This window comes from Janthinobacterium sp. J1-1, assembly GCF_030944405.1.
GTDB lineage: Bacteria > Pseudomonadota > Gammaproteobacteria > Burkholderiales > Burkholderiaceae_D > Janthinobacterium.
In genome coordinates this window covers 3,443,591-3,460,824 of the sequence record NZ_CP132339.1, presented here as the reverse complement: position 1 = coordinate 3,460,824, position 17,234 = coordinate 3,443,591, and the positions used below count along the sequence as shown (strand labels likewise).

Below are 17,234 nucleotides of genomic sequence, written 5' to 3'. Positions count from 1 at the left end.
CATCCCAATCTTGCATTAGATCAAGTTGCTGATTGTATATTCTTAGCTTCCTGCCATGGCGTACGGTTGGATTTCAAAACCCGGGCGCAGACCTTGCATCGCGTACTCGGGGCCGGGTTCCGCGGGCATCAGCATCAGGGCGCTGCGCATCTCGACCGCTTCCTGCACTGGCGTGCGGCCGAAGAAGCGCTTGAACTCACGGCTGAACTGCGAACTGCTTTCATAGCCCACCAGACTGGACGCGGTCGCCGCGCTCACGCCATCCTGGACCATCAGCAACCTCGCCTTGTGCAAACGGGTGCTCTTCAAATATTGCATCGGCGTGGTGTGTGTCACTGCCTTGAAGTTGGCATGGAAAGCCGCCACGCTCATTCCCGCCTCGCTGGCCAGCGTGCCGACATCCATCCCGCTGCCGTACTGCTCATGGATCTTGCGCAGCGCCTTGCCGATCTTGCCGAACTGGCCATGCTGCGTCAACGACGCCAGCACGGCGCCGCCCTGCGGACCGGTCAGTACCCGATACAACAGTTCTTTCATGATCGCGGGGCCCAGTATGGCCGCATCATCGGGCACGGTCAGCGCGGTCAACAGGCGCAGCAGGGCATCGCTCATGTCGTCGCTCATCGGCGTTGAACAGATGCCGGCCGGCGCCACCATCTGGTCCTTGCGCGATGTGCTCAGCGCCAGCACCAGTTCCGCCGCCACCGTCAAATCGATGCGCAGCGCAACGGCCAGCATGGGTTCCTCCTCGCTGGCGTCGGTCTCGGATTCGAATGGCAGCGGCACGGACAGCACCAGATAATGACTGGCATCGTAGACATACGAGGCATCGGCCAGGTAACCGCGCTTGCGGCCCTGGCACACGATGACGATGGATGGCTCGTACATCACCGGAATGCGCGGCAACGGGTGGTTGGCGCGCATGAAGCGCACGCCCTCCAGCGCCGACAAGGTGTAGCCCTCGAACGGCGCCAATCCATTTAACAAGGCAACCAGGCGGTGTTGATGTTCGTTGTTCATCAGCGTTGAATGTGGATTCATAGGATCGGGCAATGCGGCGATAGTATCCGATCTTTCGTCCGTTTTGCTCCGCACGCATACTGGCTGCATCGCAGTTCAACTTGTCCAGGGAGCCTGAAAATGAGCAATGAAACCAGCAAGAAAGTCGTCCTGATCACCGGCGCCAGCAGCGGCATCGGCGAGGCCGCCGCCAGACATCTGGCCCGGCACATGCACGTTGTGCTTGGCGCACGCCGCACCGAGCGCCTGGAAGGCCTGGCCGCAGCGATCAATGCCGAAGGCGGCTCGGCGTCGGCGTTTGCGCTGGACGTGACCGACGAGGCCAGCATGCATGCATTCGTCCGCTTTGCGGTCGAAAAACATGGCCGCGTCGATGTGCTGATCAACAACGCCGGGGTCATGCCGCTGTCCCGGCTGGAAGCGTGCAAGGTCGCGGAATGGAACCGGATGATCGACGTGAACATTCGCGGCGTGCTGCATGGCATCGCCGCAACCCTGCCGCTGATGCAGGAACAGCGTAGCGGCCAGATCATCAACATGGCATCGATCGGAGCTTATGCCGTCAGCCCGACGGCCGCTGTCTACTGCGCCACCAAATTCGCCGTCGCCGCCATTACCGAAGGTTTGCGCCAGGAAGTGGGGGCGGATATCCGCGTCACGCTGGTGTCGCCGGGCGTGGTCGAATCCGAATTGGCGGAGTCGATTTCCGACCCGGCCGGCCGCGAGGAAATGCGCAACTTCCGCCAGGTCTCCATCAAGCCGGAAGCGATTGCACGGGCCATCGAATTCGCCATTTTGCAACCGGCCGACGTCGATGTCAGCGAGATCGTGGTGCGGCCTACCGCCAGCCCATACTAATCGCCTGTCCGGAATGGCATTGCACTGCACGCCGCGCACATCCGCAGAGGCCTTCGAAGACTACCTGCACGGCGAACTGCTCAAGGAACACCGCGCGCAATCCGCCGGGGATGTGCTGGTGCAAATCCTGTCGCGCCGCCAGGTGCAGGACCACATCATCATCCCGGCGGTGCCGGAAGCGCTGATCGTCTGGATATTGTCCGGTGTGGCGGTGGTGCGGGAACGCGCCCCAGGCGGCGAGTGGCAAGCCAATCGCGTCGCCGCCGGCGACTTCTTCCTTACCACGGCCAGCACGCCCACCGAGATGAGCTGGCAAGCCGAACCCGATGCGCCGTTCATCGTGATGCATGTGTACATCGGCGTCGCCATGATGCGGGACGTCGCCTTGCGCGAAGTCTCCGGCGCGCGCGACCCGGTCCTGTCTGCGCTGCTGGAACATATTCGCGCCGAGCTGATGGACCAGCGCCCTCCCAGCGGCAGCTACATCCAGGGCATCGCGCAGGCGCTGGCGGTGCACCTGGCCCGTACCTGCCGCATCGCCGCATCCCGTCCAAGGGGCGGACTGCCGGCCTTCAAGCTGCACCGCGTGTTCGAGGCCATGCGCGCCGGCCTGGCGCAGCCTTTCCATCTGGCGCAACTGGCCAGCCTGGCGGGCCTGAGCGCGTGTCACTTCAGCCGTGTGTTCAAGCAGTCCACCGGACTGTCGCCGTCGCAGTACCTGATCCGCATGCGCATGGAAGAGGCGCGCCGCCTGCTGTCCGAAACCGACAAGGCCATCATCCATATCGGGCTAGCCGTGGGTTACAGCAGCGCCAGCCACTTCGCGTCCGTCTTCCGCCAGCACACCGGCGTCGCCCCTTCATCGTATCGCTGATCAGGCAGATGGCAAAATCGCGATAGGTCGCGCAAGCCTGCGCGCGACGCACACGGCGCGTGGCGCCATCATGGTGACGTGCTTCAGACAATTCGGTCAGAAGCGATCCTCCTTGAAAGGAATCATGATGGAACTCACAGACAAAGTAGCCCTGGTCACCGGCGCATCGAGCGGTATCGGCGCCGCCACCGCAAAAAAACTGGCCGCGCATGGCGTCAAAGTCGGCCTTGCCGCGCGCCGCCTCGATCGCCTGCAGGCGCTGGCGCAGGAAATCGAGGCCGCCGGCGGCGCTGCCATCGCGCTGCACATGGATGTCACCGATCAGGCCTCGGTATCCGCAGGCGTGGCCACCTTGCACGCGACCTACGGCCGTATCGACATCGCCTTCAATAACGCCGGCCTGATGCCGATTTCCGATATCGCCAGCCTGAAGCTGGAGGAGTGGCACCGCATGGTCGATGTGAATATCAAAGGCTTGCTCAACACGGTTGCGGCCGTGCTGCCGATCATGCGGGCGCAGAACGCAGGCCACATGATCAACACCTCCTCGATCGCCGGCCGCAAGACCTTCCCGGGCCTGGGCGTGTACTGCGCCACCAAGCACGCGGTTGCCGCCTTCTCGGACATCCTGCGCATGGAGGTGGCGCCGAAATACAATATTCGGGTCACCTCGCTGCAGCCGGGCGCGGTGGAAAGCGAGTTGTTCGAGCACATCACGGATGCCGGCTACCGCGCGCAAATGGAGCAGCTGAAGAAACAGATGACGTTCCTGAAACCCGGCGATATCGCCGACGCCATCCTCTACGCGCTGCAAGCGCCGGATCACGTCGACGTGGCGGAGTTGTTTGTCATGCCCACCGCGCAGCCGTGGTAATACGGCTAAAGCAGGCCGGAGCCGGCATTTCAGCGCCCCCGGCAACCCAGCACCGGAGCCGGCGCGGACGCGGACAACTGCGTTGTAGTCGGCGATGCGGAAAGAACCGTCGCCGCCATGATTGCAGCGGCCGACAGCAACAATCCGCCATTCCGGCTCACCCTGGGCTGCGGTTCAGGCCATCGAAAAACAGGCTGACCAGATGGGGGATGCGCGCGGGCACGGCGCCCTCCTGCTCGACGGCCAGCGACACGGCAGTGATCACATGGACGATGTCGGTGAATGAGACGTCGGCACGCACGGCACCGCCTTCCTGGGCAGCCTGAAGCAGCGTCGCGCCGACTTCGCCGACCGCCGCACAGCCCGGCGTTCCGCTTTGCAGGATCATGCCGATCGACGCCGCCAGACCGCGGTAGATATTGATCTGGATGACCAGCCCTTCGATATACGCGCGCAGTGCGCCGGAATGGTCGCGCGCAGGCGCGCCGTCGCGGCAGGTTTCGGCAAATGCCAGCAGGCGGTCGCTGTAGGTCGCGGCGAGCAAGGCGTCGCGCGTCGCAAAACGCCGGTACAGCGTGCCGATGCCGACCCCCGCGCGCCTGGCGACCGCGTCGAGCGATGCCGCACCTCCTTGCTCCATAAAAATTTCTTCCGCTGCGACCAGGATGCGCTCGCGGTTTTGCCGGGCGTCCGCCCGTAACAAGGTGTGCTCGGTCATGAATGCTTTCTCAAAATGTTCTTGCCAAGTGGAGGATACCTCCATATCATATGTGGAGCAATCCTCCACTTAATACTTGAAAGGACTATGTGATGAATCGATTCGACAACAAGGTGGTTGCCATTACCGGCGGCAGCGATGGCATCGGCCTGGCGACAGCAAAACGATTCGCGGCGGAAGGCGCGCACGTCTACTTCACGGGGCGCAGGCAGGACCGCCTGGACCAGGCGTCGGCAGAGATCGGGCATGGCGCGGTTGGCATCCAGGGCGACGTCGGCAGCAGCGGCGACCTGGACCGGCTCTACGCGCGCATCGCCAAGGACCACGGACGCCTGGACGTCGTGTTTGCCAATGCGGGCATCTCGGAGTCGGCAGCGCTCGGTCAGATCGATGAGGCACATATCGACCGCCTGTTCGACACGAATGTCAAAGGAATGGTCTTCACCGTGCAGCAGGCATTGCCGCTGATGAGTGCGGGCGGCGCCATCATCCTTGCCGGATCAGGCGCGGGCAGCAAGGGCTTTCCCGCCTTGTCCATGTACAGCGCCACCAAGGCAGCCATCCGTTCGCTGGCGCGTACCTGGACCACCGACCTGAAGAGCCAGGGTATCCGCGTGAACGTGGTCTCGCCCGGCATGGTCCTGACGCCGGCGATGCACGCCTACCTGACGGCCAACCCGGGTACGGAAGATGTCTTCAAACAAATGACGCCGTTCGGCCGCCTTGGGGAGCCCGTGGAAATTGCCAATGCCGTGCTGTTCCTGGCGTCGGATGAGAGCAGTTTTGTCGCAGGCGACGAGCTATTCGTGGACGGTGGCTTCATCGCTGTCTAGCCACGTCCGGGCGCAGCCCCCACCTGCCGGTGCGGGCTGCGGTGCTTCGCGGCTTAAGCCTGGGTAGCCGGCGTGTTCTGCAATGTGTAGATACTGGAAAAATCGAGCCCGCCCGCACCCGACTTGCTGTGCAGCTCGTACAGCCGGCGCGCCAGTTCACCGAGCGGCACGCTGGCGCCGGAAGCGTCCGCGCTTTCCACCGCCAGGCCCAGGTCCTTCAGCATCAGGTCCACGCCGAAGCCGCCCGTGTAGTCGCGCGAAGCCGGCACATTCTCGGCCACGCCCGGGCATGGGTTGTACACTTCCAGCGTCCAGTTGCGGCCCGAGCTTTTCGCCATCACGTCGGACACCACTTTCGGGTCCAACCCATTGGCCACGCCCAGGCGGATCGCTTCGCTGGTGCCGATCATCAATATCCCCAGCAGCATGTTGTTGCAGATCTTGACCGTCTGGCCACTGCCGCTGGGGCCGGCGTGGAAGATATTCTTGCCCATCTGTTCCAGCAAGGGACGCGCGCTGGCCAGGTCCGCTTCCGCCCCGCCCACCATAAAGGTCAGGGTGCCGCCCGCCGCGCCGGCCGTGCCGCCGGAGACGGGCGCGTCGATCATGCGCAGGCCCCTGGCGGTGGCCGCTTCCGCCACCTCGCGCGACACTTCCGGCGCGATGGTGGAGCAGTCGATCAGCAAGGCACCCGATTTGGCGTGCGCCAGGATGCCGGAGTCGCCAAGGTAGGCGCCCTGCACATGGCGGCTGGCCGGCAGCATGGTGATCACCACGTCAGCCGCCGCAATCGCCGCCGCCTGGTCTTCGGACGACAGCCCGCCGCTAGCGACGAACTGCTGCACGCTGGCCGGCATCAGATCAAAGCCGGTGACGGCATGGCCGGCGCGCGCCAGGTTCTGCGCCATCGGCAGGCCCATGTTGCCCAGGCCGATAAAAACGATATTCGTGCTCATCGCCCTCCCCTTATTTCATCGAGATGGTGGTGTTCACGCCGCTGCCGCCATCGTCCGGCGCGAACCAGCGCGCCGTGACGGTCTTGGTCTGGGTCCAGAAGTACAGCGCCTGCTTGCCGTTCGGGCCCAGGTCGCCCAGCTTCGAGGCGCGCGACCCCGTAAAGCTGAAATAGGCGACCGGCACGGGAATGGCCACGTTGATGCCGACCTGGCCCACGTCGATCTCGTTCTGGAACTTGCGCCCGGCCCAGCCCGACGAGGTAAAGATCGAGGTGCCGTTGCCGTTCGGGTTGGCGTTGATAAAGGCGATCGCTTCGTCCAGCGTCTCGGTCTCCACCACGCACATGGCGGGGCCGAAGATCTCCTGCGTGTAGACGGAATTGCTGGCGTTGACTTTCGAGAAGATCGTCGGCCCCATGAAGTTGCCGCCTTCGAAACCGGCCACCTGGTGGCCACGGCCGTCGAGCAGCAGCTGCGCGCCTTCGTCGACGCCGGCCTGTATCAGTTTTTCGGCGCGCTGCATGGCGGCCTTCGAGACCATCGGCCCCAGGTCCGCGTCGCGGTCGCTGCCCGGCCCCACTTTCAGCGCTTGCGAACGCGCCACGATGTCCGGCAGCCACGAGCGCGCCTGGCCCACCAGCACCACCACCGAATTGGCCATGCAGCGCTGGCCGGCCGCGCCAAACGCCGCGCCGATCAGGTTGTTGATCGCCTGCTCCTTGTTGGCGTCGGCCAGCACCACGCAATGGTTTTTCGCGCCCATCATCGACTGCGCGCGCTTGCCCGATTCGCTGGCGCGGCGGTACACGTGGGTGCCGACGGCGGTCGAGCCGATAAACGAGACGGCCTTGATATCGGCATGGTCGCACAGCAGGTTGACCACGTCGGCGCCGCCATGCACCACATTCAGCACGCCGGCCGGCAGGCCCGCCTGGTACATCAGTTCGACCAGGTACATGGTCGACGACGGGTCCTGCTCGGACGGTTTCAGCACAAAGGTATTACCGCAGGCAATCGCGATCGGGAACATGAAACACGGCAGCATCACGGGGAAATTGAAGGCCGTGATGCCGGCGCCCACGCCCAGCGGCTGGTAGATATTGTAGACATCGACGCCGTTGGCGGCGTTTTCCGCAATTTCTCCCAGCTGCAGGGTGGCGATCGAGCACGCGTGTTCCACCACTTCCAGGCCGCGCATGACTTCGCCTTCCGCATCCGGCAGGGTCTTGCCGTGTTCACGCGTGATCAGTTCGGCCAGGGCACCGATATTTTCACGGATCAGATGCTGGTACTTGAGCATGATGCGCATGCGCGCCGCCAGCGGCGTATTGCGCCAGGTTTTGAACGCTTCCTTGGCGGTGGCGATCGCCAGTTCGACTTCGGCGGTGGTGGAAAACGGCACGCGGGCGACGATTTCCTGGGTGGCCGGATTGACCACGTCGCGCCATTCGGTGGTGCTTGAAGCGTGGTGCTTGCCGCCGATATGCAGGGGGACGGCGGGGACTTGGGTGAGGGCTTGGTTCATGGTGTGCTCCGTAGAATAGGGGGGTTATTTCTTGACCAGGTTGCACGCCGCCGCATCCATCGGCTTGAACGCCTGGTCGGCGGGGATGGTCGACAGCACTTTCAGGTAGTCCCACGCGCCTTTCGATTCGGCCGGGGTTTTCACCTGCACCAGGTACATATCGTGGATCACGCGGCCGTCGGGGCGGATCGAGGCGTTGTTCATGACGACGTCCTTGATCGGCAGTTCGCGCATTTTTTCGGCGACGATTTTCGAGTCGTCGCTTTTCGCGGCCGCTACCGATTTCAGGTAGTGATAGACGCTGGAATACACGCCGGCCTGCACCATGGTCGGCTTGGCGCCCTTGTTGAGCGCTTCGAAACGCTTGGCAAAGGCGCGGCTGCGGTCGTCGTAGTCCCAGTAAAAACCGTCGGCGTAGACCAGGCCCTGCGCCGTTTCGAGTCCCAGCGCGTGCACGTCGGACAGGAACACCAGCAAGGCCGCCAGGCGCTGGTCCTTGCCGCTGCCGATGCGGAATTCGCGCGCCTGCTTGATGGCCGAGACAACGTCGGCGCCGCCATTGGCCAGGCCGATCACCTGCGCCTTCGAGCCTTGCGCCTGCACCAGGAACGAGGAAAAATCCGAGGCGTTGAGCGGGTGGCGCACGGCGCCCAGCACGGTACCGCCGTTGCGCTTGACGACATCGCTGGCGTCTTTTTCCAGCGAGTGGCCGAAGGCGTAATCGACGGTGACGAAGTACCAGGATTTCTGTCCCAGCTTGGTCAATGCCGCCGCCGTGCCGGCCGCCTGCGAATAGGTGTCGAACATCCAGTGGAAGCCGTTCGGCGAGCAGTCTTCATTGGTCAGCCGCCCGGTGGCCGGGCCGCTGAACATGGCGATGCCGCCCTTCTCCTTCATCAGCTTTTGCACCGACAGCGCCACCGAGGAATTGGTGAGATCGGCGATCGCATCGACCTTGTCGCGGTCTATCCATTCGCGCGCCTTGGAGGCGGCGATATCGGCCTTGTTCAGGTGGTCGGCCGAGACGATTTCGATCTTCATGCCCTTGCATTCGGCTTTCAGGCAGTCTTCCATCGCCATCTGGCTGGCGATGACGGAACCGCGCCCGCCCATCGCCGAATACGGGCCGGACATGTCGGTCAGGATGCCGACCTTGACGACGCCATCGGAAATCTGCGCCTGGGCAGTGTTGAAGGAAAGGGCGAGCGCGAGTGCGCCCATGGCCAGAACGGTCTTTTTCATGCAGTGTCTCCTGATGGATAAAGAATATTTCTTATATGTTTATCTGCATTCTGCATGTGTAAAAATATGCACTCAAGTGAAATTACTGCATAATTCCTTTGCAAAAATGCACAAGGAGGCAAAATGCTCGATTGGGACAATGTACGGGTCTTCCTGGAACTGACGCGCAGCGCCGGCCTGGTCGATGCGGCCAAAAAACTGGGCATCGATCACTCGACCGTCTCGCGCCGCATGCGCAAGTTCGAGGAGCAGGTGGGCACCCAGCTGTTCGACCGCAATTACGTCGGCTACCAGCTGACGCCCGAAGGCCACCGCCTGATGGAATATGCGGAAACCATGGAAAGCACGGTGTTTGCCGCCACCGAGGAATTGGGCGAGCACAACCGCCTGCTGTCGGGCCAGGTGCGCCTGGGCGCCACCGAGGGCTTTGGCGCGGTGGTGCTGGCGCCGCACCTGGCGCATTTTTGCGGCCGCCATCCGCATATCAGCGTCGACCTGATCGCCGTGCCGCGTTTCGTCAGCTTGTCCAAGCGCGAGGCGGACGTGGCCATTTCCATCGAGCGGCCCCTGTCCGGCCCCTACGTGGTGACGAAATTGTCGGATTACCGCCTGAAGCTGTACGCCACGCCCGCCTATCTGGCGCGCCATGAGCCGATTGCCAGCGTGGCCCAGCTGGCGCAGCACCCCATCATCGGCTATGTGGACGACCTGGTCTTCAGCGCCGAGCTGCGCTATATGGACCATGTGGCGCCCGAGTCGCTGCGCGCCTTTCGCAGCACCAGCGTGCTGGCGCAATACCATGCGGCGCGCGCCGGCCAGGCGCTGGCGATCCTGCCATGCTTCGTGGCCCAGCAGTCCACCGAACTGGTGCCGGTGCTGGACGGCCAGATCGACCTGCAGCGGTCTTTCTGGATGATCTCGCCGACAGAGCGGCGTAATATCGCCCGGGTGCGGGCCTTGTGGAATTATCTGCGCGAGGTCATCGAACTGAACCATGATTACCTGATGGGCGAGTCGTCCACGTCCGAATGGTTACCATGAATAAACCAAGGAGAACACGATGCTGATGGATGCAAATAAAGCGGTGCTGGTGATTGTCGACCTGCAGGGACGATTGATGCCGGCGATCCACGATGGCGACGCTGTGCTGGCGCAGAATGTGCGGCTGGCCACGATTGCCCGGCTGCTCGACATCCCCGTGCTGGGCACCGAGCAGAACAGCGGCAAGCTGGGGCCGAACGCGCCCGGGATCGCCGCGCTGTGCCAGGACACGCTGCAGAAAACCCATTTCGGCGCCTGCGAAGACGGTTTGCAGGAACTGTTGCCAGCCGGACGCACGCAGGTGATCGTCACCGGCTGCGAAGCCCATGTCTGCATGCTGCAAACGGCAATCGGGCTATTGGAACGCGACTACGACGTGATCATCGCCATCGATGCCGTCGGCTCGCGCCTGCAGTCCAGCCGCGATGCGGCACTCAGCCGGCTGGCGACCCTGGGCGCGCAATTGCTGACGGTGGAAATGCTGGCCTTCGAGTGGCTGCGCGACTGCCGCCATCCCCGTTTCCGCGAGGTGCTTGCCCTGATTAAATAGCGGGTCGGCCTTACGCGAGATCAAACGCCTCAGGCTGCCGTTTGCTAGCTTGACAGGGTAGCCGCAGCGTCTTGCGGCGCCTGTTTCAATCGAGCAAGGGGATCGTCATGGCCTATATCCTGCGAGGCAAACTGTGCGGCTTGATCTGTGCAGAGTGTCCGGAAAACCTGTCGCATGTCATCGTACGCCTGTACCGTGTGCGCGATACGCAGAACGCCACGGCGCTGGCCGTGGCCAGTGCCAAGGAAACCTTCGCCATCCTCAGGGACGAAGACGTCGAGGCCAAGACGCCGTTCTTGCTGGCCGAGGCGCGCACCGATGCCGATGGCAACTACAGTTTTACCATCGACGAGGAGACGCAATACCAGGGCGAGGCGGTCGAGGTCGACGTGCTGTGCCCCACCGTGCCGCACCTGAAGCCCGGGCCGCGAGAGCCGGTACCGCTGCAGTTTTCCATCACCATCATCCAGCCGCGCTGGCGCCGCGCCGGCGAGGATTTCCTGGCCATCTGGGACTATTGCCTGCCGCACCGGTTCTGGTGTTTGATCCGCGCGCGCTTTGGCGCCTGGACCATCTGCGGCATGCTGCGCACCTGCGCCGCGCCGCATGCGCCGATCGCCGGCGCCACCGTGCGCGCGTTTGACGCCGACTGGCTGCAGGACGACGCCCTGGGCGACGCCGTGACGGACGCGAGCGGCCGCTTTCGCATCGACTACCTGGCGTCGGACTTTACCCTCACGCCCTTCTCGCCCGTGATCAATATCGAGTTTGCCGGCGGCCCCGATGTGTACTTCACGGCCCAGCTGGGCGGCGTGACCATTCTGTCGGAACCGCAATCGGCCGGACGCCAGCCGGGCCGCGAAAACGTCGGCCACTGCTTCTGCGTGGAATTGTGCTCGAGCGAAGTCTTGCCACCCGACGTGGAAGCCGTGCCGCACTGGCAACAGGTCGAGGTGTTCGATATCCACCCGTTTCCGTCGCTGCCCGGCTTTTCGCCACAGGGTTATGCGGGCGGCCCCATCCAATCCTATGTCTTTGGCGGCGCCGTCACCCTGAAAGGCAATTGCCCGCTGCGCAATAGCGCCATTCCCGCCAATGCGCTCGAATACCGCTTCCTGGTCGGCGAGTGGACCTGGCCCGGCGGCACCGAAGATCCCGCCGCCCTGCCCTCGGTGGCACCCGCCAGCCTGGCGCCGCTGACGCAGATGCTCGGCACCCATGTGGGCTATGTGTTCTACACGAACGGCCTGGGACTGGGCGACTCCGCACCGGTCTTCGTCGACACGGCCGACCTGCAGGCGGGTGGCTGGATACGGGTCGACAACAAGGCGGTGACGGTCGACATGCGCGACGGCACCACCTCGGTCGTCAATGTCGGTACCGGCAATTTCCTGCGCACCTTTGACCTGCTGGTGGTCAATACCGATGCCATCACCAGCCTGCATCCGCCCAAGCTGCCGGGCGGCCTGCCGATTCTGGACGCGGGCCGCAGCCTGGCCAGCACCGAAAGCGAACCCGTGCGCCGCTACCGTCTTGGCTTCGAGGTGCGCGACGCCACCACCCTGGCGCTGGTGGCCAGCGACGGCCTCGATTCCATCGTCTTCGACAATTCACCGGTGATTGTCGCGCTGGACCTGGAAGAGCTGCGCAGCAATGCCTGCAACCCGATCGCGGGCGGCGTGGTGCATATCCTGTACACGATAGACCACCCGCATCTGCGCTTTTTCAATGTGACGATTTCCAACAACAACGGCATCACCCATCCGCCGCCACCGCTGCCGGCCGCCAATTTCACGCCACCGCCACCGGCCAGCAATTACCTGTTCCGCGGCGGCGCGGGCGGCCCCCATCTGTCGGGCAATAACGGCGGCTTCCCCGTCAACGTGGCGTTTGATGCGCCCTGCGCCTACCGGGTGGCGATCAGCTGGCAGACGCGGCACTACCTGGCTTCGCCGCACAGCATCGACCGGCTGTACTGCAAATAGTCTTGCAAAAAGCAGCTCAGAAGTAGCGCACCCAGGCTTTGTTCGAGGTGCGCTTGTAGTTGGCAAACGCGCGGCAGGGCCAGTACAGCAGCGGCATCAGGGCCAGCGCGATCAGCCACACCTGCCACACATGCTCGACGCCATAGCGGCCGCCATGGTTGGCGCCCAGCACGGCCGTAAGAGTTTTTCCGATGATCAACAGCAGGTACAGGTGCAGCAAATAATAGAACATCGGCGCGCCGCCAAAGGTGGCGCAGGCGCGCACGAACCAGTTGTCCAGGGTTTCCAGCCAGGCCAGGCCCAGCAGGCCCAGGCCCAGGGTGAACAGCAGGAAGTCCAGCGACGGCGGATACTTGGTGAAGTTCAGCACGCTCATCGCCGTCTGCAAGGCCGTCTCGCCGGCCACCCACGGCAGGGTTTCACCGTAAATATTAAAACCGCGCAGCACGGCCAGCAGCAGCAAACAGCCTGCGCCCAGCGCCAGCAGCCAACGGCGCCGCCCTGCCAGGCCAAGGCTGCGCGCATACAGGGGGCCGGCCGCGTAGCCGAGCACGATCACGCCTATCCACGGCAGCAGCGGATAGCTGACCTTGATTTTCATGGCCCCGTCGGCCACCAGATAGCCGCGCTGCAGCAGCACCGTCAGCAGATAGTAGGCCAGGCTGCCCTCTTCCGCATGCAGATCGGTAAACAGATGCTGGCCGGCGACGATCGCCACGCCCAGCACCAGCAATACCGCCAGGGGCAAGCGGTGCAGCACGGCCAGCGCCATCATGGCCAGGCCGATCACCCAGATCACCTGCAGGTACAGCACCGCCGGCGGAAACGCGCCGTTCCAGGCGAAATTGACGAACACCAGTTCCAGCACCACCAGCAGCAGGCCGCGCTTGAACAGGAAGCCGGTGGCGCTGCGCGGGCCTGCCGCCGGATGGGCGTACAGCCAGGCCGACAGGCCCGTCAGGAACACGAACATCGGCGCACAAACGTGGGCCGCCATGCGCGTGAAAAACAGGGCCGGGTCGACGGTGGACGCATCCATCGGATCGCCGACCTGGTGATGCAGGAACACGGTTTCGCGCACATGGTCGAACAGCATGATCAGCATCACCAGGCCGCGCATCACGTCGATCACGGCGATGCGGGCGCGCAGGGGGATGGGAGTGAGAGTAGCGTTTACAGTCATTAAATCATGAGGAATGTTGGTGGGAGGATGGCGTTATTTAACCCAACGGCGGAGACTGGGGGTTAAACATATCAAAACCTGTAATGCGCATTCAACGTCACCGTCCGCTCCGCCCCCGGCGCCACCCACAGCGGGCTGTAGGAACTGGCGTAGTAGCTGCGGTTGAACAGGTTTTCCACATTCAGCGACAGGCGCAGCTTCGCGGTCGGTGAGTACGAGGCCAGCAGCTTGGCGGTGGTATAGGCCGGCAAGGTGAAGTTGCTGCTGACGGCCACGTCACCGAGGCGCTCGCCCACGTATTGCAGGCCGCCACCGACGCTGGCCGTGCCGCTGCCCAGGATGAACTGCTGGGTGGCAACGATATTGGCGCTGTGGCGCGCCACGTTGGCAAAACGGCTGCCGGTAACGATGGTATTGTCGCCACGCGTGACGGTGGCGTCCGTGTAGGCATAGGCGCCCGAGACGCGCAAGCCGCGCGCCAGTTCGCCCGACACGTCCAGCTCCAGCCCGCGGCTGCCCACTTCGCCGGCGGCGATGGCGAAATCGGTATTGAGCGGATTGGTGGTCAAGACATTGCGCTTGCTGATGTCATACACGGCCAGGGTACCCGTCAGCTTGCCGGTGTCCAGTTTCGCGCCCAGTTCGTACGAGCGGCTCTGCTCGGCCGGGAACGCCTGGTTGGCTATGCTGATGCCGCTGTTGGGCCGGAAACCCTTGGCGGCGCTGGCGTACAGCGACCACGCTTTCGACGGCTGGTAGACCAGGCCCACGCGCGGGCTGGTGGCCGACAGCGACTGATTATTGCTCACTTTGAGGCGATTGTTCGTCACATCCTGGTCATAGCTGTCGTGGCGCACGCCGACCAGCGCCTTCCATTGCGCACCCAGGTCGATCTGGTCCTGCGCATACAGGCCGTGCGCCTTCTGCCCCTCTTGCGTATCGATCGACAACGCCAGCGGATCGGCCACGCCGCCATACACCGGGGCAAAGATATCGATCGCGTAAGCATTGCCGGCGGACGGGTTGCGGCGCAGCTGCACCCGGTGGTCGTCGAAATGGTAGGCGTCCACGCCCAGCAGCACTTCATGCTTGAACGCGCCCGTGGTCAGCTTGCCCAGCAGTTCGATGCGTCCCGACACATCGGTCGAGGAAAAATCGCGGTGGCGGCGCTGGCGGCGCAAGGTGCGTCCGTCCGCCAGCAGGTTGTTCGCCTCGCTCGAATAGCCCGTCAGTTCGCTGTCGCGGTAGGACAGCCCGGCCTGCAATATCCACTCGCCAGACAGATCGTGATGGATGAACAGCTGCTGGCCCAGCGACTTGACCGTCATCGGACCATCATTCGGCTCGCCGAGGAAGCGCGACACGGGCACCACGCCCAGCTTGCCATTGACGGCCAGCACGCCGCGGTCGAACGGCGCGCGCTGGCGCACGGCTTCGATCTCGTAGGACACCGTCGTATGGTCGCCCAGCAGCCAGATGAACGATGGCGAAAAGATGCTGCGCTCGACCTTGAGCGTGTCGCGGAAGCTGTCGCCCTGTTCATGCGCGGCGTTCAGGCGATAAGCGACGGTGTCGCTCAGGGGGCCGGTCAGGTCGACGGCGGCGCGCTTCATGTTGAAGCTGCCCAGCGAAACATCGGCGCTGTATTCGGGCACGAATTTCGGCTTCTTGGTGGTGATATTGACGGTGCCGCCCGGCTCGCCCCGGCCATACAGGGCCGACGCCGGCCCCTTGAGCACCTCGATGTTCTGCGTATTGGCCGCGTCGCGCATGCCGTTGTAGCCACGGCTGGAACTGAAACCGTTGACCATATAGTCGGAACCGAAATTCGGGTCGCCCGTAAAGCCGCGCATGGCATAGCTGTCCCACAGGCCGCCCAGCGGGCTTTGCTTGGCAATGCCACTGGACAATTCAAGCGCACCGGCCAAATTCGTCACGCCCGCATCGCGCAGCAAATCGCCGGTCAGCACGCGCACGCTCTGCGGCAAATCCATCAGCAAGGCGTCGGTCTTGGTGGCGCCGGTGGCCGACAGGCTGCGGTAATGCTGGCGCTCGGCTTTCACGTTCACCACCTCCGGGATATGGCTGTGGCCGGTGGTGTCTTCGGCGGGCACGGGATCGGCGGCCAGCGCCAGGGGGCTGGCGGCGGCGAGCAACAGTGCGGCGGGGCGGCGTAAAAATCGGGATGGAGACATGAGCTTCCTGAAAACAGTCAATGAAATGCAATAGGCTTGCATTGTAATTGATAATCGATTCTCACTAAAGACCTGAAGGCATTTTTTTCTGGCCTCATCCAGGCAGGCGCGGCAGGCGTCCATACGCTAGCGGTTTCTGCTCATCACAGGCAATTATCGCCTAACCATCATCTGCTGAGCGTCTTGCGGCAACACGACCTGTCCGCCACTGGCTTCGGCAGGCCGTGCCGACACTGCAAGCGTAGCAGGCAAACGCGTCTGTTGGTCTATATAGCTCTCAAGACCCGCCTGGTTATAAACACGTTTAACGAATCATTCCGGCTTTTTCGCCTGCCATTTTTTCATCGCCTGAGTCTGCGTTTCGTTATTCACAGCACCCTGCAGGATGCTGCGGTTATAGCCAGCATTCATCGAGTATCCTGGCGTAAATGAGGTATCTTAATGGCTATGCGGCGTACCCGTAGCCGCATCCTGCACCACCGCCCCCCGCTCGCTCGCCAATCGCTTGGCCAGCAATTTCCCCGCATTGTCCGCGTACGCGCGGCAGGCGCCCGCGTCGACAAAGGGATTGTGCTCGCTGGTGCGCCCGGCGGCTTTTTCCAGCACCTTGGTCATGCCCGGGTGCACGGAGATAATCACGTCGCACGGCAAAGCGGCAACCTTGTCTATGCTGGCCTGGAACGAGGCCGAGATATCGGGCGTTTTGCCCTTGCCGGTAAAGGTGAAGTCGCCGCTGGAATAGGCGTTCAGGCTGTCGGCGTAGACGATATTCTTGCAACGCTGGTCCTCGCACGATTGCCACGTCCAGGTGGTGGCGCCGGGCGTATGGCCGGGCGTCATATGGGCTGTGAGCGCCAGTTTCCCCAGCTTGACGACGTCGCCCTCTTTTACCACGGTGACCTGGTCGACCTTGGCCACCCGCACCACCGGCTTGGCCTGGTATTGCGGATCGTCACGGCCGTTGGTACCGCTCTGCAGCACCTGTGCGCCCGAGGCGCTGGCCACCACGGTGGCGCCGCTGGCGCGCTGCAACGCCGCGATGCCGCCCGCATGGTCCCAGTGCGCGTGGGAATTGAGGATCAGCTTGACGTCTTTCATGCTGAAACCCAGCGACTCGATGTTAGCCTGGATCAGCGGCGCCGATTGCGGCAGCGCGCCGTCGAGCAGGATATGGCCGCCGTCACTGGTGACCAGCACGGCGGACAAGCCCGCCACGCCCACATACCAGGTATTGCCGTAGATATTGAACGGCTTGACGGGCGCATTCCACGCCTTGCAGTCGTCGCAGTTCACCGGCACATCCTGTGCCTGCGCCATGCCCGCCGCCGTCATCGCCACCACCACCAACAGTTTTGCCAATCTCGTCATTATTATTCTCCA

15 protein-coding genes are annotated in these 17,234 nt (G+C 63.5%); 7 read left to right on the top strand and 8 right to left on the bottom strand.

What is annotated here, in order from left to right:
* Window positions 1–42: 42 nt before the first annotated feature.
* Window positions 43–1,020, bottom strand: coding sequence for an AraC family transcriptional regulator (locus Q8L25_RS15780; RefSeq protein WP_308920254.1), 978 nt, complete (start codon window positions 1,018–1,020; stop codon window positions 43–45).
* A 120-nt stretch (window positions 1,021–1,140) separates the two neighbouring features.
* Between Q8L25_RS15780 and Q8L25_RS15775 the strand changes: the two genes are divergently transcribed.
* The 3 genes from Q8L25_RS15775 to Q8L25_RS15765 all read left to right on the top strand — a co-directional run bounded on the left by Q8L25_RS15775 (window position 1,141) and on the right by Q8L25_RS15765 (window position 3,626).
* Window positions 1,141–1,878 (top strand): SDR family oxidoreductase, encoded by a 738-nt coding sequence (locus Q8L25_RS15775; RefSeq protein ID WP_308920253.1) that lies wholly within the window; start codon window positions 1,141–1,143, stop codon window positions 1,876–1,878.
* Between the two features lie 13 nt (window positions 1,879–1,891).
* Entirely contained in the window at window positions 1,892–2,752 is an 861-nt protein-coding gene (locus Q8L25_RS15770; RefSeq protein WP_308920252.1) for a helix-turn-helix domain-containing protein, read from the top strand.
* 124 nt (window positions 2,753–2,876) lie between these two features.
* Entirely contained in the window at window positions 2,877–3,626 is a 750-nt protein-coding gene (locus Q8L25_RS15765; protein ID WP_308920251.1) for an SDR family oxidoreductase, read from the top strand.
* 157 nt (window positions 3,627–3,783) lie between these two features.
* Here the strand turns inward: Q8L25_RS15765 and Q8L25_RS15760 are convergent, their stop codons facing one another.
* The gene (locus Q8L25_RS15760) at window positions 3,784–4,344 is read right to left on the bottom strand and encodes a helix-turn-helix domain-containing protein (RefSeq protein ID WP_308920250.1); all 561 of its coding nucleotides are present in this window, start codon (window positions 4,342–4,344) and stop codon (window positions 3,784–3,786) included.
* 92 nt (window positions 4,345–4,436) lie between these two features.
* Here Q8L25_RS15760 and Q8L25_RS15755 point away from each other — a divergent pair, with 92 nt between their 5' ends.
* Window positions 4,437–5,177 carry a glucose 1-dehydrogenase gene (locus tag Q8L25_RS15755; protein ID WP_308920249.1) on the top strand — a complete coding sequence of 247 codons (741 nt, stop codon included), beginning with the start codon at window positions 4,437–4,439 and terminating at the stop codon, window positions 5,175–5,177.
* A 53-nt stretch (window positions 5,178–5,230) separates the two neighbouring features.
* Here Q8L25_RS15755 and mmsB read toward each other — a convergent pair whose 3' ends face one another.
* The 3 genes from mmsB to Q8L25_RS15740 are packed head-to-tail and all read right to left on the bottom strand — an operon-like array spanning window position 5,231 to window position 8,879.
* Window positions 5,231–6,133, bottom strand: coding sequence for a 3-hydroxyisobutyrate dehydrogenase (mmsB, locus tag Q8L25_RS15750; RefSeq protein ID WP_308920248.1), 903 nt, complete (start codon window positions 6,131–6,133; stop codon window positions 5,231–5,233).
* A 10-nt stretch (window positions 6,134–6,143) separates the two neighbouring features.
* Window positions 6,144–7,658: a CoA-acylating methylmalonate-semialdehyde dehydrogenase gene (locus tag Q8L25_RS15745; protein ID WP_308920247.1), complete on the bottom strand. Its 1,515-nt coding sequence runs from the start codon at window positions 7,656–7,658 to the stop codon at window positions 6,144–6,146.
* A gap of 24 nt (window positions 7,659–7,682) precedes the next feature.
* Window positions 7,683–8,879, bottom strand: a complete 1,197-nt coding sequence (locus Q8L25_RS15740; protein ID WP_374694308.1) for an ABC transporter substrate-binding protein — start codon at window positions 8,877–8,879, stop codon at window positions 7,683–7,685.
* A 144-nt stretch (window positions 8,880–9,023) separates the two neighbouring features.
* On the opposite strand from Q8L25_RS15740, the gene Q8L25_RS15735 reads away from it, so the two are divergent.
* The 3 genes from Q8L25_RS15735 (at window position 9,024) to Q8L25_RS15725 (ending at window position 12,476) form a co-directional block, all read left to right on the top strand.
* Entirely contained in the window at window positions 9,024–9,941 is a 918-nt protein-coding gene (locus tag Q8L25_RS15735) for a LysR family transcriptional regulator (RefSeq protein ID WP_308920245.1), read from the top strand.
* Between the two features lie 19 nt (window positions 9,942–9,960).
* Entirely contained in the window at window positions 9,961–10,491 is a 531-nt protein-coding gene (locus Q8L25_RS15730; RefSeq protein WP_308920244.1) for an isochorismatase family protein, read from the top strand.
* Between the two features lie 107 nt (window positions 10,492–10,598).
* Window positions 10,599–12,476 carry a hypothetical protein gene (locus Q8L25_RS15725; protein ID WP_308920243.1) on the top strand — a complete coding sequence of 626 codons (1,878 nt, stop codon included), beginning with the start codon at window positions 10,599–10,601 and terminating at the stop codon, window positions 12,474–12,476.
* 16 nt (window positions 12,477–12,492) lie between these two features.
* Here Q8L25_RS15725 and Q8L25_RS15720 read toward each other — a convergent pair whose 3' ends face one another.
* From Q8L25_RS15720 to bla, 3 genes are all read right to left on the bottom strand, one after another.
* A complete protein-coding gene (locus Q8L25_RS15720; protein ID WP_308920242.1) occupies window positions 12,493–13,659 on the bottom strand; it encodes a heparan-alpha-glucosaminide N-acetyltransferase domain-containing protein in 1,167 nt (388 codons plus the stop codon).
* Between the two features lie 71 nt (window positions 13,660–13,730).
* Window positions 13,731–15,854, bottom strand: coding sequence for a TonB-dependent siderophore receptor (locus tag Q8L25_RS15715; RefSeq protein ID WP_308920241.1), 2,124 nt, complete (start codon window positions 15,852–15,854; stop codon window positions 13,731–13,733).
* A gap of 438 nt (window positions 15,855–16,292) precedes the next feature.
* Entirely contained in the window at window positions 16,293–17,222 is a 930-nt protein-coding gene (bla, locus tag Q8L25_RS15710; RefSeq protein WP_308920240.1) for a subclass B3 metallo-beta-lactamase, read from the bottom strand.
* Between the last annotated feature and the right edge of the window lie 12 nt (window positions 17,223–17,234).